Below are 15079 nucleotides of genomic sequence, written 5' to 3'. Positions count from 1 at the left end.
GGACCCGGCCATGACCACCGCCGACGCATCTGAGACGACCCTGTCGCACCCGGCCTCCGCGGCCGCCGGTGCCGACGTCGTCCGCGCGGTGGTCAAGGGGGTACCCGATCGGGTGAGCACGGACGGGCTGGAGGAGAAGCTCGACGCGCGCTGGAGCGACGAGAGCACGTTCGCGTTCGACCGCAGCAGGACCCGTGAGCAGATCTTCTCGATCGACACGCCGCCGCCCACGGTGTCCGGCGCGCTGCACGTGGGCCACGTGTTCTCCTACACGCACACCGACGTGGTCGCCCGCTACAAGCGCATGTGCGGGTACGAGGTGTTCTACCCGATGGGCTGGGACGACAACGGCCTGCCCACCGAGCGCCGCGTGCAGAACTACTACGGCGTGCGCTGCGACCCGTCGCTGCCCTACGTGGAGGGCTTCGAGCCGCCGCACGAGGGCACCGACGGCAAGAACGTGAAGCCCGCCGACCAGGTGCCGGTCAGCCGCCGCAACTTCATCGAGCTCTGCGAGCGCCTCACGACGGAGGACGAGCAGAAGTTCGAGGAGGTGTGGCGCCGGCTCGGCCTGTCGGTCGACTGGTCGCAGACGTACCAGACCATCGAGGCGAGCTCGATCGCGACGGCCCAGCGGGCGTTCACCCGCAACCTCGCGCGCGGCGAGGCCTACCAGGCCGAGGCGCCGGGGCTGTGGGACGTGACGTTCCAGACGGCGGTCGCGCAGGCCGAGTTGGAGGCGCGGGACTACCCGGGGCACTACCACAAGGTGGCGTTCGGCCGGCCTGACGGGGAGAGCGTGTTCATCGAGACCACGCGCCCGGAGCTGATCCCGGCCGTGGTGGCGCTCATCGCCCACCCGGACGACGAGCGCTACCAGCACCTGTTCGGCACGACGGCGACGTCCCCGCTGTTCGGCGTCGAGGTGCCGGTGCTGGCGCACCACGCGGCCGAGCCGGACAAGGGCGCGGGTATCGCGATGTGCTGCACCTTCGGCGACCTGACCGACGTGCAGTGGTGGCGTGAGCTGCGGCTGCCGATGCGCTCCATCGTGCAGCGCGACGGCCGGATCACCCGCGAGGTGCCCGCCTGGATCGAGGGCGGTGCCGGCGAGGCCTTGTTCGGCGAGATCTCCGGCATGACGACGTTCAGCGCGCGCAAGGCGATCGTCGATGCGCTGCGTACCTCGGGCGACCTGGCGGGCGAGCCGGTGGCGACGCAGCGCATGGCGAACTTCTACGAGAAGGGCGACAAGCCGCTGGAGATCGTCACGTCGCGCCAGTGGTACATCCGCAACGGCGGCAAGGACGTGAAGCTGCGCGACGAGCTGCTGGCCCGTGGCAAGGAGCTCGACTTCCACCCCGACCACATGCGCGTGCGCTACGAGAACTGGGTGGGCGGGCTGAACGGCGACTGGCTGATCAGCCGGCAGCGGTTCTTCGGCGTGCCGATCCCCCTCTGGTACCCGGTGCTGGCCTCCGGCGAGGTGGACCACGAGAACCCGATCGTGCCCCCCGAGGAGCACCTTCCGGTGGACCCGACGTCGGAGGCACCCACGGGCTACGCCGAGAACCAGCGCGGCCAGGCCGGCGGGTTCGTGGGCGACGCCGACGTGATGGACACCTGGGCGACGTCGTCGCTCACCCCGCAGATCGTGGGCGGCTGGGAGCGCGACGAGGACCTGTGGCCGCGCGTGTTCCCGATGGACCTGCGCCCACAGGGCCAGGACATCATCCGCACCTGGCTGTTCTCCAGCGTGGTGCGCGCGCACCTCGAGAACGACGCGCTGCCCTGGAAGAACGCGACGATCAGCGGCTGGATCCTCGACCCGGACCGCAAGAAGATGTCGAAGTCCAAGGGCAACGTGGTCACGCCGATGGGCCTGCTCGTGGAGCACGGCTCGGACGCGGTGCGCTACTGGGCCGCGTCCGCTCGGCTCGGCGCGGACGCCGCGTTCGAGGTGGGCCAGATGAAGGTCGGCCGCCGCCTGGCGATCAAGGTGCTCAACGCGTCGAAGTTCGCACTGTCCTTCGGGCTGGACCCGGAGTCCGGCACGGGAGAGGTCCTGCTGGACCCGTCCGCCGTGACCGTCGACCTCGACCGTGCGATGCTCGCCGGCCTCGCGACGGTGACCGAGCAGGCCACGGCCGCGCTGGAGGCGTACGACCACACGCGGGCGCTCGAAGTGACCGAGACGTTCTTCTGGACGTTCTGCGACGACTACCTGGAGCTCGTCAAGGACCGGGCCTACGGGGGCGCGGACGCGGAGCCCTCGGCCGAGACCGTCTCGGCGCGCACCGCGCTGGCGATCGCGCTGGACACGGTGCTCCGCCTGCTGGCACCGTATCTGCCGTTCGCCACGGAAGAGGTGTGGTCCTGGTGGCGTGAGGGCACCGTGCACCGCGCCGACTGGCCGACGGCGGAGCCCCTGCGGGCGGCCGCCGCGGGTGCCGAGGCAAGCCACCTGGCCGCGGCAGGCAACGCGCTGGCGGCGCTCCGCAAGGTCAAGTCGGAGGCGAAGACGTCGATGCGGGCCCCCGTGCTCGCCGCCACCCTCACCGTGCCCGCGGAGAGCCTGCCGGCCGTCGAGGCGGCCGTCGGCGACGTCCGCGCGGCGGGCCGGGTGACCGGTGACCTGACCCTGGTCGCGGCCACCAGCGGCGAGTTCGACCTGACGGTCCAGGGCGGCATCGTGACGTCCGGCGTCGAGCTCGGTGAGCCGGAGCCCCGCAAGAAGGGCTGACACGACGGCGGGTCTCGCCGCCTCCGGCCGTCGTGCCCGAGGCGGCGAGACCCGCCGTCCTGCTGTACCGAGGCGACCGGCCCCGTCGGTCGAGTCAGTCGAGTCAGTCGAGTCAGTTGAGCATCAGGACGACCGCGTCGCCGGCGTCGGCGGCCGCGGTGAAGAACTGGCCGAGCTCGTCATAGACACCGGCGAGGACGTCGATCCGCTCCTCCGGCGGGTGCTCCGTCGGGTCCGGACAGCCCTCGCACACCGCGACGTCGTAGTGGGTCGCCAGCTCGTCGAACGGCGTCCCGGTGAAGAACCCGGCGGCGACGGCGACGGCGTCGGACGGGAGCAGGCGGGCGGTGCCGATCGCGCCCGGGAGGCCCAGCGGTTCACCACCCTGGACGACGTCGATCCCCAGACCGCCGTGCTCCCGCAGGAGCCCGTGCAGGCCACCCCAGGCGAGGCCGATGGTGAAGTACTGCGCCTCGGTGGGCGGGACGTCGCGCTCCACCCACTCGTCGGCGAGCGCTTCGACGCGCGCAGCCACCCACTCGTCGTCGCCGGACGCCCTGGCCGCGTCGTCTGCGCCGAGCCGTGCGTATTCGCAGTGGACTCCGCTCAACGCCGCGGCGAGGCTCGGTCGGTACCCCTCGTAGTTGCCCATGGCCGGGCACGCTAGCGACTCACGTCACACGGCGGGTCGGGCATAACGAACAGACCGTCCGCAACGCCTCTGAACGCCAGCACCCTTTACAAACGCTTCACATTCGTGGGCGTTTGCGAAGCGGCTTCACAGAAGGCACACCGGACGTAGCGGTCAGAGGCGTCGCCGACGGGGACGTCGCGGCCGGACGGTCCCGAGCCGTTCAGGCGCGCTCACCACGCAGCCGGACGTCGTCCCCCGACATGGCCGCCGCGACCTCGCGCGGGGTGTCCTCGTCGTGCCAGCGGAGCGTCGCGGCGACACCGTCGGTGATGCCGCCAGGCCCCACGCCCACCGAACCCTCGGGAGAGAACGTGAGCCCGGCGTCCTGGCCGATCGCCGCGCGGACCAGCGCCACGGCGGCCGGCAGCTCCTCGATGCCGTCGCGCACCCCCAGCGCCTCGAGCCCCGCGCGGTCCTGCGCGATGTGTACCGGGTCCGGCCCGATCCAGAGGGTGCGCCCGTTCATCCGCCCGGTGCCGGCCCCGTACTCCTCGTCCAGGACGAGCTCTGCCACCTGCCCGCGCCCGAGCACGGCGACGACGTCGCCCACCGACGCGACCGCGCCCTCGTCGCGCCCGAGACCCTGCCGCAGGTCCGCGAGCACGCGCTCGCGCCGTCGCTCGCGAAAGCTGTCCAGCGCCTCGGCGACCCGCTCGGCGAACACGCTGCCCGCCGCGCCGTTCGACCCCGTGCCGCCGACGTCCGCGAGGCCGCCCCGGACTCCTCCGGGAAGCTCGACGCAGCTGTCGGAGACGAGGCGGTGCAGAGACTCGCGCACGCGCGAGACGCTGCGCGTGTCGCCCGTGAGGACCACGAGCTCAGGCTTGTGCTCCTCCACACGGCGCCCTATCTCGGCCGCGACCGCCGTCGCGTTCCGCTCCCAGGAGTCCTCGGCCCGGGCCTCGATCCGCGCTTGCCCCGTGCCGGGCGAGCCAGGCTTCCCGATCTCGTCGTGCGGGGCGGTGTACTGCTGGTGCGAACGACCGTCCCTGCCCGCCCGCGTGAAGTCGACGCCCTGCCGATCGATGGCCGCCACCAGCAGCTCCACCGTCTCGTCCGCGGCGCGCACCGCCTGGAGCAGCTCGGGCACCGGGGACCAGGTCGCCGTGGTCGACGTCGGCGGCTCCTGCAGCACGCGGTCCACCAGCACACCGGTGTCGTCGGCGATCACGACGCGGCCGTGGGGTCCCGCCTGCCAGGTCGGTCGGTCGACCGCCTCCTCGACACGGTCCAGCACACCGGCCGGCGCCCCCTGTGCCGCGAGCGACTTCCGCGCGGCGCGCCACCGGTTCGCGACGTCGCGATCAGCGGCCTTGTCGGACGGCGTGGCGTCCAGGTACAGGGTGGCGAACGGTCCCGGGTGTCCGAGGAGCGGCTTGAGCCAGTCGATCTTCATTCCGGCCTCCTGGTCCGACGGTGATCCTCATCGATCCCTCCAGCCTCCGACGAATCGCTGGCCGACGCCACCCCTGAACCAGGATTTTTCTTGGCGATCTCATGACAATGAGGAGGACGCCGGGTGCCGCCTGCGGCTCCGGGCAGAGAGCTCCCCTCGATCAGAAGGCATCTCTTCAAGCGTAGGTGTCGAGCTCCGGCATCGTCTCCCCGGCGTGCTCGCGCGCGATCAGCTCGTGTCGCCGGATGACCTCGCTGACGATGAACTGCCGGAACTGCACGGCGAAGTCCGGGTCGAGCCCCGAGGCCTCCGCGATCCCCGTGAGCCGGTCGATCTGCTGGGCGTCGCGCGAAGGGTCCGCCGGCGGGAGGTGGCCCACGGCCTTGAGCTCCCCCACCTGACGGGTCAGCTCGAAGCGTTCAGCCAGCAGATGCACCAGGGCCGCGTCGATGTTGTCGATGCTCGCGCGCAGGCGGAGGATCTCCGTGGGCATCCGCGAAGCGGCAGGATCCGAGGTCATGAACACGAGGCTAACCCCGCGCGCGAGGTCGGGCTCGCTCGTGCCGGTCCTCGGACCGCAGGACCTGTGCGAGTTCTGTCACGGGTCGTACCCGGGGGTACAGTCTGGTTCGCACGCCTGCGACCGGAGGCCGGTGCGCGGGAAGCGCGACCCGGCCCCGTCCCACACCCCCTTCATCCAGCGGAGCTCAGCACCATGACAGCAGCCTCCACACCGGCCGTGGTGAACGTGCCCGAGGGCACCAGCATCAACACGATCCTGCGGGACCGTGTCGCCCGGGCCGGCGGCGAGACGCTGATCGAGCGTCGCGACACCCTCGACGGTCCGTGGATCCCGGTCACCGCGACCGCGTTCGAGCACGAGGTCCTGGCGGTGGCCCGCGGGTTGATCGCCCGGGGCGTCGGCCAGGGTGACCGGATCGGGATCATGTCCCGCACCCGCTACGAGTGGACGCTGCTCGACTTCGCGATCTGGGCCGCCGGGGCCGTCCCCGTCCCGGTGTACGAGACCTCCTCGGCCGACCAGGTCCGGTGGATCTGCTCCGACGCCGGAGTCCGGCTGGTCTTCGCCGAGTCCGCCGGGCACGACGAGACCATCGGGCGGGTCCGGCACACGCTCCCGGGTCTGGAGGACGTCCTCGTCATCGACGACGGCGCGGTGGCCGACCTGCGCGACGCGGGCTCGCACCTGCCCGTGCTGGCCGTCACCGAGCGCCGCGACGCCGTGCGCCGGGACGACCTCGCCACGATCATCTACACCTCGGGCTCCACGGGTCGCCCCAAAGGCGTCGAGATCACCCACGGCGCCTTCGCGCACCTGACGATGAACGCCGCCGTGGCGATCCCGGAGATGCTCGCCGCCCCGGGGTCCCGCACCCTGCTGTTCCTTCCGCTCGCGCACGTGTTCGCGCGCTTCGTGCAGGTCGCCGTCGTCGCGGGGAACTCGGTGCTCGGCCATGCGCCGGACGTCAAGAACCTCGTCGCCGACCTCGGCACCTTCCGGCCCACCTACCTGCTCGCCGTCCCGCGCGTGTTCGAGAAGGTGTTCAACTCGGCGGAGGCCAAGGCGTCCGCCTCCCCCGTGCGGCGCGCGATCTTCTCGTGGGCGGTCCAGGTCGCCGCGAGCTTCTCGACCGCCCTGGACACCCCGTCGGGACCGGGAGCCCGCCTGCGTCTGTCGCACGGCATCGCCGACCGGCTCGTCTACTCCCGGCTCCGCGCCGGCCTGGGCGGGCGCCTGGAGTGGGCGGTGTCCGGCGGCGCGCCGCTCGGCGAGCGGCTCGGGCACTTCTTCCGTGGCGTCGGCGTGACGATCCTCGAGGGCTACGGCCTGACGGAGACCACCGCGCCGACGTCGGTCAACCGGCCGGCGCACACGAAGATCGGGACGGTCGGACCGCCGCTGCCGGGCACGTCCGTCGCGATCGCCGACGACGGCGAGGTGCTGCTCGCCGGGCCGCACCTCTTCCGCGGCTATCACCATCAGCCGCAGCTCTCGGCGGAGGCCCTGGTCGACGGCTGGTTCCGCACCGGCGACCTCGGGACGCTCGACGAGGACGGGTTCCTGCGGATCACGGGACGCAAGAAGGAGATCATCGTCACCGCGGGCGGCAAGAACGTCGCGCCGGCTCCGCTGGAGGACGCCGTGCGCTCGCACCCGCTCGTCAGCCAGGTGGTCGCCGTGGGCGACCAGCGGCCGTTCGTCGGCGCCCTCGTCACCCTGGACCCCGAGATGCTGCCCGGCTGGTGCGCCAACCGCGGGCTGCCGCACCTGAGCGTCTCCGAGGCGCGGGTGCACCCCGCGGTGCTCAAGGCGCTGGACGAGGCGGTCCAGCAGGCGAACGCCACCGTGTCCCAGGCCGAGTCGATCCGCAAGGTGAACGTCCTGGACTTCGACTTCACCGAGCAGAACGGCTACCTGACGCCGTCGACCAAGGTGAAGCGCGGCATGGTGATCGAGGACCTCGCCCACCTGGTGGACGAGCTCTACGCCACGAGCGACCCGGCCCCGGCCGCCGCCCCGTAGGGCTCGGCCGGCCGCCGGGGCCGCGACGTCTCCGGTGCGAGGCAGCCTCGCGCGGCGGTCAGGCCGACTTCTCGCGGGGCTGGCGGCCGCGGACCGTGCTGCGTCGCGGGACCACCGTCGGGTTGACGTTCTCCAGCACGACGTCACGCGTGATGACCACGCGTTCGATGTCGTCCCGGCTCGGCACGTCGAACATGACCTGCTGCAGCACCTCTTCGAGGATGGCTCGCAGGCCGCGGGCGCCGGTGCCCCGGAGCAGAGCCTGGTCGGCGATCGCCCCGACGGCGTCTTCCTCGAACTGGAGCTCGACACCGTCGATCTGGAACATGCGCTGGTACTGCTTCACGAGCGCGTTGCGCGGCTCCGTGAGGATGCGGACCAGGGCGCCCTGGTCGAGCGGCGACACCGACGCCACGACCGGCAGGCGCCCGATGAACTCGGGGATCAGGCCGTACTTCTGCAGGTCCTCGGGACGGACCTCGGCGAACAGGTCCTCGTCCGTCCCCGTCTCCATCGGCGCGGCGAACCCGATGCCGCGCTTGCGGGCGCGGGACGCCACGATGTCGTCCAGCCCGGCGAACGCGCCGGCGACGATGAACAGCACGTTCGTGGTGTCGATCTGGATGAACTCCTGGTGCGGGTGCTTCCGCCCGCCCTGCGGCGGGACCGAGGCGCTCGTCCCCTCGATGATCTTCAGCAGCGCCTGCTGCACGCCCTCCCCGGACACGTCACGGGTGATCGAGGGGTTCTCCGCCTTGCGGGCCACCTTGTCGACCTCGTCGATGTAGATGATCCCGGTCTCGGCCTTCTTGACGTCGAAGTCGGCGGCCTGGATGAGCTTCAGCAGGATGTTCTCGACGTCCTCGCCCACGTAGCCGGCCTCGGTCAGCGCCGTGGCGTCGGCGATGGCGAACGGGACGTTGAGCATCTTGGCGAGCGTCTGGGCCAGGTATGTCTTGCCCGTGCCGGTGGGCCCGATCAGCAGGATGTTCGACTTCGCGATCTCCACCTGGTCGGCGTCCTCCTGGCTCCCGGGCGCCTTCGGGCCGGTGCTCGCCTGGATCCGCTTGTAGTGGTTGTAGACCGCGACGGCCAGGGCCCGCTTGGCGGAATCCTGGCCGATGATGTATTGCTCGAGGAACTCGAAGATCTCGCGAGGCTTCGGCAGCTCGATGAGCCCGACCTCCGCCGACTCGTTCATCTCCTCGTCGATGATCTCGTTGCAGAGCTCGATGCACTCGTTGCAGATATAGACGCCAGGGCCCGCGATCAGCTTGATGACCTGCTTCTGGGACTTGCCGCAGAAGTTGCACTTCAGCAGCTCAGCGCCGTCGCCGATACGCGCCACGTGTTCGTCTCCTCGCTCCTGCGCTCTTCCGAGCGGTCCGGGCTCTGGTCGGGCGATCCTGTCTCGTCGGGAAACTTCCAGATCTCCAGGCGGGGCCGCCGGCCCCAGGTCGACTACCTTCTATTGGACACCACCGGAGGCCGGGTTGTCAGCCAGCCCTTCGGCGGGTCGTACAGGTGCAGTTTTCGCCCGCACCCGCAAGATTGCCATGATTTCGGCGGCGTGTCTCGTTTTTCCGCCCGCCGTGTCGCGGTGTGCCGGGGAGCGACCTCCCCGGCACAGCGCGACCGTGGTCAGGAGGCCGGGAGGGCCAGCGGCTTGCGCGACTCCAGCACCTGGTCGACCAGGCCGTAGTCCTTCGCCTCGGCGGCGGTGAGGATCTTGTCGCGCTCGATGTCGTCGCGGACCGCCTCCTGGGACTTGCCGGAGTGCCGCGCCAGGGTCTCCTCGAGCCACTCCCGCATCCGGATGAGCTCGTTGGCATGGATCTCGATGTCCGACGCCTGCGCGTAGCCACCGCCCTCCATCGCCGGCTGGTGGATGAGCACGCGGGCGTTCGGCAGCGCGAGACGCTTGCCCGGCTGGCCCGCCGCGAGCAGCACGGCCGCCGCGGAGGCGGCCTGCCCGAGGCAGACCGTCTGGATCTGCGGCTTGATGTACTGCATCGTGTCGTACAGCGCCGTCATGGCCGTGAACGAGCCGCCGGGGCTGTTGATGTACAGGATGATGTCGCGGTCCGGGTCCTGGGACTCCAGGACGAGGAGCTGCGCCATCACGTCGTCGGCGGACGCGTCGTCCACCTGGACGCCCAAGAAGATGATGCGGTCCTCGAACAGCTTGGTGTACGGGTCCTGCCGCTTGAATCCGTAGGCGGTGCGCTCCTCGAACTGGGGCAGCACGTAACGGTTCGACGGCGCGCCGTACGGCAGTCCGACACCGCCGGGACGGCGTGCGGACGAACCGGCCAGGCGTTCGGCCGCCGCCAGGAACTGGGCTTCAGGGCTCACTGTGGTCTCCTCGATCCTCGAAGTCTTCTCGGCGCCGTCAGGACGCGCTGTTCATGCCGCCGCCGCCGGCCAGGGCCGCGTTCTCGACGACGTGGTCGATGAAGCCGTACTCGAGCGCCTCGGGCGCCGTGAACCACTTGTCCCGGTCGCTGTCGCGGGTGACCTCCTCCAGCGTGTGGCCGGTCTGCTCCGCCGTGAGCCCCGCGAGCACCTTCTTCATGTGCATGATCAGCTCGGCGTTGATCCGCACGTCGGTCGCGGTACCCCCGATGCCGCCGGAGGGCTGGTGCATCATCACCCGGGCGTGCGGGGTCGCGTAGCGCTTGCTCTTCGCGCCGGAGCTGAGCAGGAACTGACCCATCGAGGCCGCCATGCCCATGGCCACGGTCGCCACGTCGGGCTGCACGAACTGCATGGTGTCGTAGATCGCCATACCGGCGGTGATGGAGCCGCCGGGGCTGTTGATGTAGAGCCAGATGTCCTTGGTCGGGTCCTCGGCCGCGAGAAGCATCATCTGGGCGCAGATCGCGTTGGCGTTGTCGTCACGCACCTCCGAGCCGAGCCAGATGATGCGTTCCTTCAGGAGCCGGTTGTAGATCGAGTCGTTGAGGCCCAGGTTCGACCCCTCCCCCCGCGCCACCGGCCCAGCGTCTGTCCGCAGATCGTTCACGTCCCACTCCTCAGTGTCCGGCAGGTTCCTGGTCAAGCATGTCGATCGACCCTAACGCGCCCGCTGCCGCCGGAACTCCCTCGTAGGCCTTCGTTTCGCCGACAGCGCACGTGCGCTGCCCTCGGCGTAATCCGGAGGGTCGCGCGGGCGCGCCCGCCGCCGATCGCGGCCACCCGGGGACGACGACGCCCGGGGCCCCTCCCTGCGGAAGGCCACCCCGGGCGTCGTCGTGCACGGCCCGGCGGACGGTCAGGTCACGCCTTGGCCGGGGCCTCGGACTGCTCGCCCTCCGGCTGCTCGCCCTCGCCCTCCGCGTCGGCGGCGGCCTGCGCGTCGGCCATCGCCTGCTCCAGCGCCGACTGCTGGTCGTCGATCTCGTCCGAGCCGATGAACTCGGCCAGGTCCACGACGTTGCCCGCCGTGTCCTTGACCTCGATCTGGCGCAGCGCCACGGCCAGCGCCTTCGAACGCGCGACCTCGCCGACCATCGCCGGGACCTGGCCGCCCTGCTCGAGCGTCTGGATGAACTGCTGCGGCTCCATGCCGTACTGCTGCGACATGCTGACCAGGTACTCCACGAGCTCGCCCTGGCCGACCTTGACCTCGAGCTTCTCGGCGAGCGTGTCCAGCAGGATCTGGTTCTTCAGCGCCTTGGTCGCGTCCACGGTGACCTCGGCACGGTGCTCGTCGTCCTCCAGGCGGCTCTCCTGCTCCAGGTGACGGTGCACCTCGGCCTCGACCACGCCGGACGGGACCGGGACCTCGACGGTCTCGAGCAGCTTCTCCAGGAGGGCGTCTCGCGCGGCGACGGCCTGGTCCGAGCCCTTGCCCTGGGCGGCCTGCGTGCGCAGGTCCTCCTTGAGCTCGTCGAGCGTGTCGAACTCGGAGGCGAGCTGGGCGAAGTCGTCGTCGGCCTCGGGGAGGTCGCGCTGCTTCACGCTGGTCGCGGTGACGGTGACGTTCGCGTCCTGGCCCTCGTGGTCGCCGCCGGCGAGCGGCGCCGTGAAGGTGGTGGTCTCGTCGGCCGACAGGCCGGTCAGCGCCTCGTCCAGGCCCTCGAGCATGTTGCCCGAGCCGATCTGGTAGGACACGCCGGAGACCGAGTCGACCTCCTCGTCGCCGATCGTGGCGTTCAGGTCGATGACGACGTAGTCGCCGTCGGCGGCCGGGCGGTCCACGCCGACCAGCGTGCCGAACCGCTCACGGAGCGCGTCGAGCCGCTCGGTGACGTCCTCGTCCGTGACGGCCGCCGCGTCGACCCGCAGGTCGATGCTGTCCAGCTCGGGGAGCTCCAGCTCCGGGCGGATCTCGACGTCGGCCGTGAACTTCAGCTGGCCCTCGCCGGCCTTGACCGGGACCTCGGTGACGTCCACCGACGGCTGCGCGAGCGGGCGCAGCTCGTTCTCGGTGAGCGCCTGGCGGTAGAAGTCGTTGAGACCGTCGTTCACGGCGTGCTCCACGACGGCGCCCCAGCCGACCCGCTGGTCGATGATGCGCGGGGGGACCTTGCCCTTGCGGAAGCCGGGAATGTTCACCTGCTCCGCGATGTGCTTGTAGGCGTGGTCGATGCTCGGCACGAGCTCGTCGTAGTCCACCTCGACAGTCAGCTTGACCTTGGTGGGGTCCAGGGTCTCGACGGCGCTCTTCACTTCGTTGGTCTCCAGAGGATCGGTGGTGCGCTCACCCGGGAGCCTGGGGCCGTAGAGAAGTCACGACGACAGGAGCCACCTGGCGGGCGCGGGGATGCAGAATCGTGCGACAGGTGCACGGCTATCCCGATGATCTTACGCCCCACGGCCGTTCCTGCCGAATGCGCCGGACAACGTCACGACGCGGCCCTCCCACGCCCCACGGATGCTCGATCGCCGACGACGCCGGGCACCGGGCGCGCACGCGACCGGCGGCTTGCACCCGCCTCCCGCACGGCACACCATGCGCACATGGACGAGCTGAACCGGGCGATCGTCGAGCACCTGCTGCGCGACGGGCGTGCCACGTACCAGGAGGTCGGCAACTCCGTGGGGCTGTCGGCACCGGCCGTGAAGCGCCGCGTCGACCTCATGGTCGCGCGCGGGGAGATCGCCGGGTTCACCGTGCACGTCACGCCGGAGGCGATGGGCTGGACGCTGGAGGGCTACGTCGAGATCTTCTGCGACGGCATCGTCGCTCCCGCCGTGCTCCGCCGCGACCTGTCCCCGATCCCGGAGGTGGTCCGGGTGGCGACCGTCACCGGCGACGCCGACGCCATGGTGCACGTCGTCGCCGCCGACATGGCCGGGATCGAGCGCACGGTGGAGCGCATCCGGTCCGCCACGCACGTCGTCAAGACCCGCACCTCGATCGTGATGTCGCGCGTGGTGGACCGGCCCGAGGCCTGAGCCCACCGGGCACGGGGACGCCCCCGCCCGGGCCGGAGCGCGGCCGGCCGGTCGATCAACAACGTCCGCCGTACGATCAACCACCGCACGCACACCACGCCCAGGCTCGAGACATGCCTACACAGAGCGCCACCCCGGCCGGCGCGCCCCCGCCGGCCGCCCCGCCGGCCGCCCCGGCCATCCCGACCACGACGGAGCCGACCGCTTCGCCCCGGACGAGCTGGACGCCGCTGGTCGCGCTCAGCTCCGGGATCGCGATCCTCGTCGCGAGCGAGTTCCTGCCCGCCAGCGTCCTGCCGTCGCTCGCGGCCGACATCGGGGTCAGCGAGGGCACGGCGGGCCTGGCCGTCGCCGTGACGGCGATCGCCGGGGCGTTCACCGCACCGAGCATCGCCGTCCTCCTCCCCCGCACCGACCGGCGCACGGTGCTGGTCGGGCTGCTCGCGGCGGCAACCCTGTCGAACCTGGCGGTCGCCGTCGCGCCCGGCTTCGCCCTGCTGCTGATCGGCCGGCTCCTGCTCGGTGTCGCCGTCGCCGGATACTGGTCGTTCGCGTTCGGCGCCGGCACGCACGCGGTACCCGGCAAGGAGCGCGTGGTGTCGTCGGCGATCTCGTTCGGCGTCAGCATCGCGACCGTGCTCGGCGTCCCCCTCGGCTCCCTCGTGGGTGACGCCGTCGGCTGGCGGACCGCGTTCGGGGGCGCCGCCGTGCTCACCGCGCTCAGCGCGGTGGCGCTCGCCGTCGCCATGCCCTCCGTCCCGGCCCATCCGACGGCCGGCCTGCGGATGCTGCGGGAGGCCCTGCGCAACAGGCGGCTGATGGCCGGCATCGGCTGCGTCGTCCTCGTCGCGTTCGGCAACTTCGCGGCCTACCCGTACATCCGTATCGCGATCGAGCGCGTCGAGCCTGGCGCCGCGACCGGGATGCTCCTGGCATGGGGTGCGGGTGCGGTCGCGGGGACCGTCGTCGCCGGGCTGCTCGCACGGTGGCTGCGGCCGCTGGCCGCGGCCGCGCCCGTCGCGCTCGGCCTCGCCCTGGTGCTCGCGGCGACCGCGGAGTCCGTGCCGGTCCTGACGCTCGCGGTGGTCCTGTGGGGGTTCTCGTTCAACATGATCCCCGTCATCACGCAGCTCTGGGGTGCGCGGGTCGAGCCCGCGCGGGCCGAGTCGGCCATGTCGCTCACCGTCACGGCGTTCCAGGTGGCGATCACCGTGGGCGCCGCGCTGGGCGGGACCCTACTGGACGGGTACGGCGTCGGGCCGCTGCTGATGGTCGGCGCGGGGGCCGCGGTGGCGGCGGGGCTCGGCTGGGCGTTCCTGCGGATACCCCAGCGCTGACCGTCCGGAGAACGCCGTGCCGGCCAGCGCGGCCGCACCCGGTGCCACGGCGTCGGGTGCGGCCCGCCAGGCGAGCGGCGAGCTGCCGTGGTCGGCGGCGAACGCCCTGCTGAACGCGGCCACCGAGCCGTACCCGACCTCGAACGCGACCCGCGTCACCGGCAGGCACTGCCGCGCGAGCAGCGTGCGGGCGTGGTTCATGCGGGCCTCGCGCAGGATCCGCATCGGGCTGTACCCGGTCGCGCGGCGGAAGCGCTCCGTCAGCGCGGAGCGCGACAGGTGCACCAGACCCGCCATCCGGTCGAGGGTCCACTGCTCGCCCGGCGCGGCCGCGAGCGCCGCGACCACCTCGGCGACCTGCGCGTCGTCGGCCGCGCCGCGCGGCTCCGCGCCCCGGCCACCGAGCCCCTCGGCCTCGTGCCACACCGATGAGATCGCCGCACCGAGGAGGCCGGCGTAGGCCTCCGCGAACAGGTCGGCCTTGCACTGCACCGTGAGCGGGCAGGTCGTCACGAGCGTGACGATGGCGTCGTGCTCCCGTGCGAAACCGCGCAGGAGCAGCGGGCGTGGCAGCGGCGTGTCCGGGACGGACCGCCGCAGGTCTCCGTACACGAGGTCCGTCTCGACGTCGGCCGTGAGCCGGTGCGCCGTCCGCGGGCCGACGAGGACGGCGTCGCCCGGCAGGACCTGCGTGCGACCGTCCGCCGTCTCGAGCGTCACGGCACCGGACAGGACCAGCGCCCACAGCGCGGCGGGCCCCGACGGGGCCGTACCGACCGACAGCTTCTCGCGCCGCAGCGCCGTCATCTTCCACTCCACACGAGACGGAGCCACGACGGGGCGTCCGGTATTCCCGGCAGTCCCGCGGCCCCGGGCTCGGGCTCGGGGCCGTCTTCTCGTTTCGCCGCCGTCTCGCCCGCTCTGCCCCGGTGGCGACCCCGGACGTCTTCCGTTCGAACCC

General features: G+C 71.7%; 12 protein-coding genes. 4 read left to right on the top strand and 8 right to left on the bottom strand.

What is annotated here, in order from left to right; genetic code table 11:
- The first annotated feature begins 10 nt into the window (after positions 1 to 10).
- Positions 11 to 2743 (top strand): valine--tRNA ligase, encoded by a 2733-nt coding sequence (gene valS / locus ACYU96_RS07540; protein ID WP_460751939.1) that lies wholly within the window; start codon positions 11 to 13, stop codon positions 2741 to 2743.
- Positions 2744 to 2855: 112 nt separating this feature from the next.
- Here valS and ACYU96_RS07535 read toward each other — a convergent pair whose 3' ends face one another.
- From ACYU96_RS07535 to ACYU96_RS07525, 3 genes are all read right to left on the bottom strand, one after another.
- Positions 2856 to 3395 carry a DUF1877 family protein gene (locus tag ACYU96_RS07535; RefSeq protein ID WP_460751087.1) on the bottom strand — a complete coding sequence of 180 codons (540 nt, stop codon included), beginning with the start codon at positions 3393 to 3395 and terminating at the stop codon, positions 2856 to 2858.
- A 202-nt stretch (positions 3396 to 3597) separates the two neighbouring features.
- A complete protein-coding gene (locus ACYU96_RS07530) occupies positions 3598 to 4833 on the bottom strand; it encodes a baeRF2 domain-containing protein (RefSeq protein WP_460751084.1) in 1236 nt (411 codons plus the stop codon).
- A 175-nt stretch (positions 4834 to 5008) separates the two neighbouring features.
- The gene (locus tag ACYU96_RS07525) at positions 5009 to 5353 is read right to left on the bottom strand and encodes a chorismate mutase (RefSeq protein ID WP_460751081.1); all 345 of its coding nucleotides are present in this window, start codon (positions 5351 to 5353) and stop codon (positions 5009 to 5011) included.
- A 195-nt stretch (positions 5354 to 5548) separates the two neighbouring features.
- Between ACYU96_RS07525 and ACYU96_RS07520 the strand changes: the two genes are divergently transcribed.
- Positions 5549 to 7378 carry an AMP-dependent synthetase/ligase gene (locus tag ACYU96_RS07520; protein WP_460751079.1) on the top strand — a complete coding sequence of 610 codons (1830 nt, stop codon included), beginning with the start codon at positions 5549 to 5551 and terminating at the stop codon, positions 7376 to 7378.
- Between the two features lie 58 nt (positions 7379 to 7436).
- On the opposite strand, the gene clpX is transcribed toward ACYU96_RS07520, so the two are convergent.
- From clpX to tig, 4 genes are all read right to left on the bottom strand, one after another.
- A complete protein-coding gene (gene clpX / locus ACYU96_RS07515; RefSeq protein ID WP_460751076.1) occupies positions 7437 to 8726 on the bottom strand; it encodes an ATP-dependent Clp protease ATP-binding subunit ClpX in 1290 nt (429 codons plus the stop codon).
- A gap of 293 nt (positions 8727 to 9019) precedes the next feature.
- Positions 9020 to 9733, bottom strand: a complete 714-nt coding sequence (locus tag ACYU96_RS07510) for an ATP-dependent Clp protease proteolytic subunit (protein ID WP_460751074.1) — start codon at positions 9731 to 9733, stop codon at positions 9020 to 9022.
- Between the two features lie 37 nt (positions 9734 to 9770).
- On the bottom strand, positions 9771 to 10403 hold the full coding sequence (locus ACYU96_RS07505; RefSeq protein ID WP_460751071.1) for an ATP-dependent Clp protease proteolytic subunit: 633 nt from the start codon (positions 10401 to 10403) through the stop codon (positions 9771 to 9773).
- Positions 10404 to 10657: 254 nt separating this feature from the next.
- Positions 10658 to 12052, bottom strand: a complete 1395-nt coding sequence (gene tig, locus ACYU96_RS07500) for a trigger factor (RefSeq protein ID WP_460751068.1) — start codon at positions 12050 to 12052, stop codon at positions 10658 to 10660.
- A 291-nt stretch (positions 12053 to 12343) separates the two neighbouring features.
- On the opposite strand from tig, the gene ACYU96_RS07495 reads away from it, so the two are divergent.
- Both ACYU96_RS07495 and ACYU96_RS07490 read left to right on the top strand, forming a co-directional pair.
- Positions 12344 to 12781 (top strand): Lrp/AsnC family transcriptional regulator, encoded by a 438-nt coding sequence (locus ACYU96_RS07495; protein WP_460751065.1) that lies wholly within the window; start codon positions 12344 to 12346, stop codon positions 12779 to 12781.
- A 113-nt stretch (positions 12782 to 12894) separates the two neighbouring features.
- Positions 12895 to 14118 (top strand): MFS transporter, encoded by a 1224-nt coding sequence (locus tag ACYU96_RS07490; protein WP_460751062.1) that lies wholly within the window; start codon positions 12895 to 12897, stop codon positions 14116 to 14118.
- Here the strand turns inward: ACYU96_RS07490 and ACYU96_RS07485 are convergent.
- Complete coding sequence (locus tag ACYU96_RS07485; RefSeq protein WP_460751059.1) at positions 14017 to 14925, bottom strand: helix-turn-helix domain-containing protein; 909 nt, start codon at positions 14923 to 14925, stop codon at positions 14017 to 14019. The genes ACYU96_RS07490 and ACYU96_RS07485 overlap by 102 nt on opposite strands.
- Positions 14926 to 15079 lie beyond the last annotated feature (154 nt).

The organism is Myceligenerans cantabricum, from assembly GCF_054777735.1.
The sequence above is the reverse complement of the archived record's forward strand: the minus strand, read 5'-3'. Positions and strand labels throughout refer to the sequence as shown.

What these genes read in the sequence shown, in the direction of transcription:
- ACYU96_RS07520 (WP_460751079.1), top strand. Translation starts at nt 5,549, where the DNA reads ATGACAGCAGCCTCCACACCGGCCGTGGTGAACGTGCCCGAGGGCACC.
- valS (WP_460751939.1), top strand. Translation starts at nt 11, where the DNA reads ATGACCACCGCCGACGCATCTGAGACGACCCTGTCGCACCCGGCCTCC.
- ACYU96_RS07525 (WP_460751081.1), bottom strand. Translation starts at nt 5,353, where the DNA reads ATGACCTCGGATCCTGCCGCTTCGCGGATGCCCACGGAGATCCTCCGC.
- ACYU96_RS07485 (WP_460751059.1), bottom strand. Translation starts at nt 14,925, where the DNA reads ATGACGGCGCTGCGGCGCGAGAAGCTGTCGGTCGGTACGGCCCCGTCG.
- ACYU96_RS07490 (WP_460751062.1), top strand. Translation starts at nt 12,895, where the DNA reads ATGCCTACACAGAGCGCCACCCCGGCCGGCGCGCCCCCGCCGGCCGCC.
- ACYU96_RS07530 (WP_460751084.1), bottom strand. Translation starts at nt 4,833, where the DNA reads ATGAAGATCGACTGGCTCAAGCCGCTCCTCGGACACCCGGGACCGTTC.
- ACYU96_RS07495 (WP_460751065.1), top strand. Translation starts at nt 12,344, where the DNA reads ATGGACGAGCTGAACCGGGCGATCGTCGAGCACCTGCTGCGCGACGGG.
- ACYU96_RS07535 (WP_460751087.1), bottom strand. Translation starts at nt 3,395, where the DNA reads ATGGGCAACTACGAGGGGTACCGACCGAGCCTCGCCGCGGCGTTGAGC.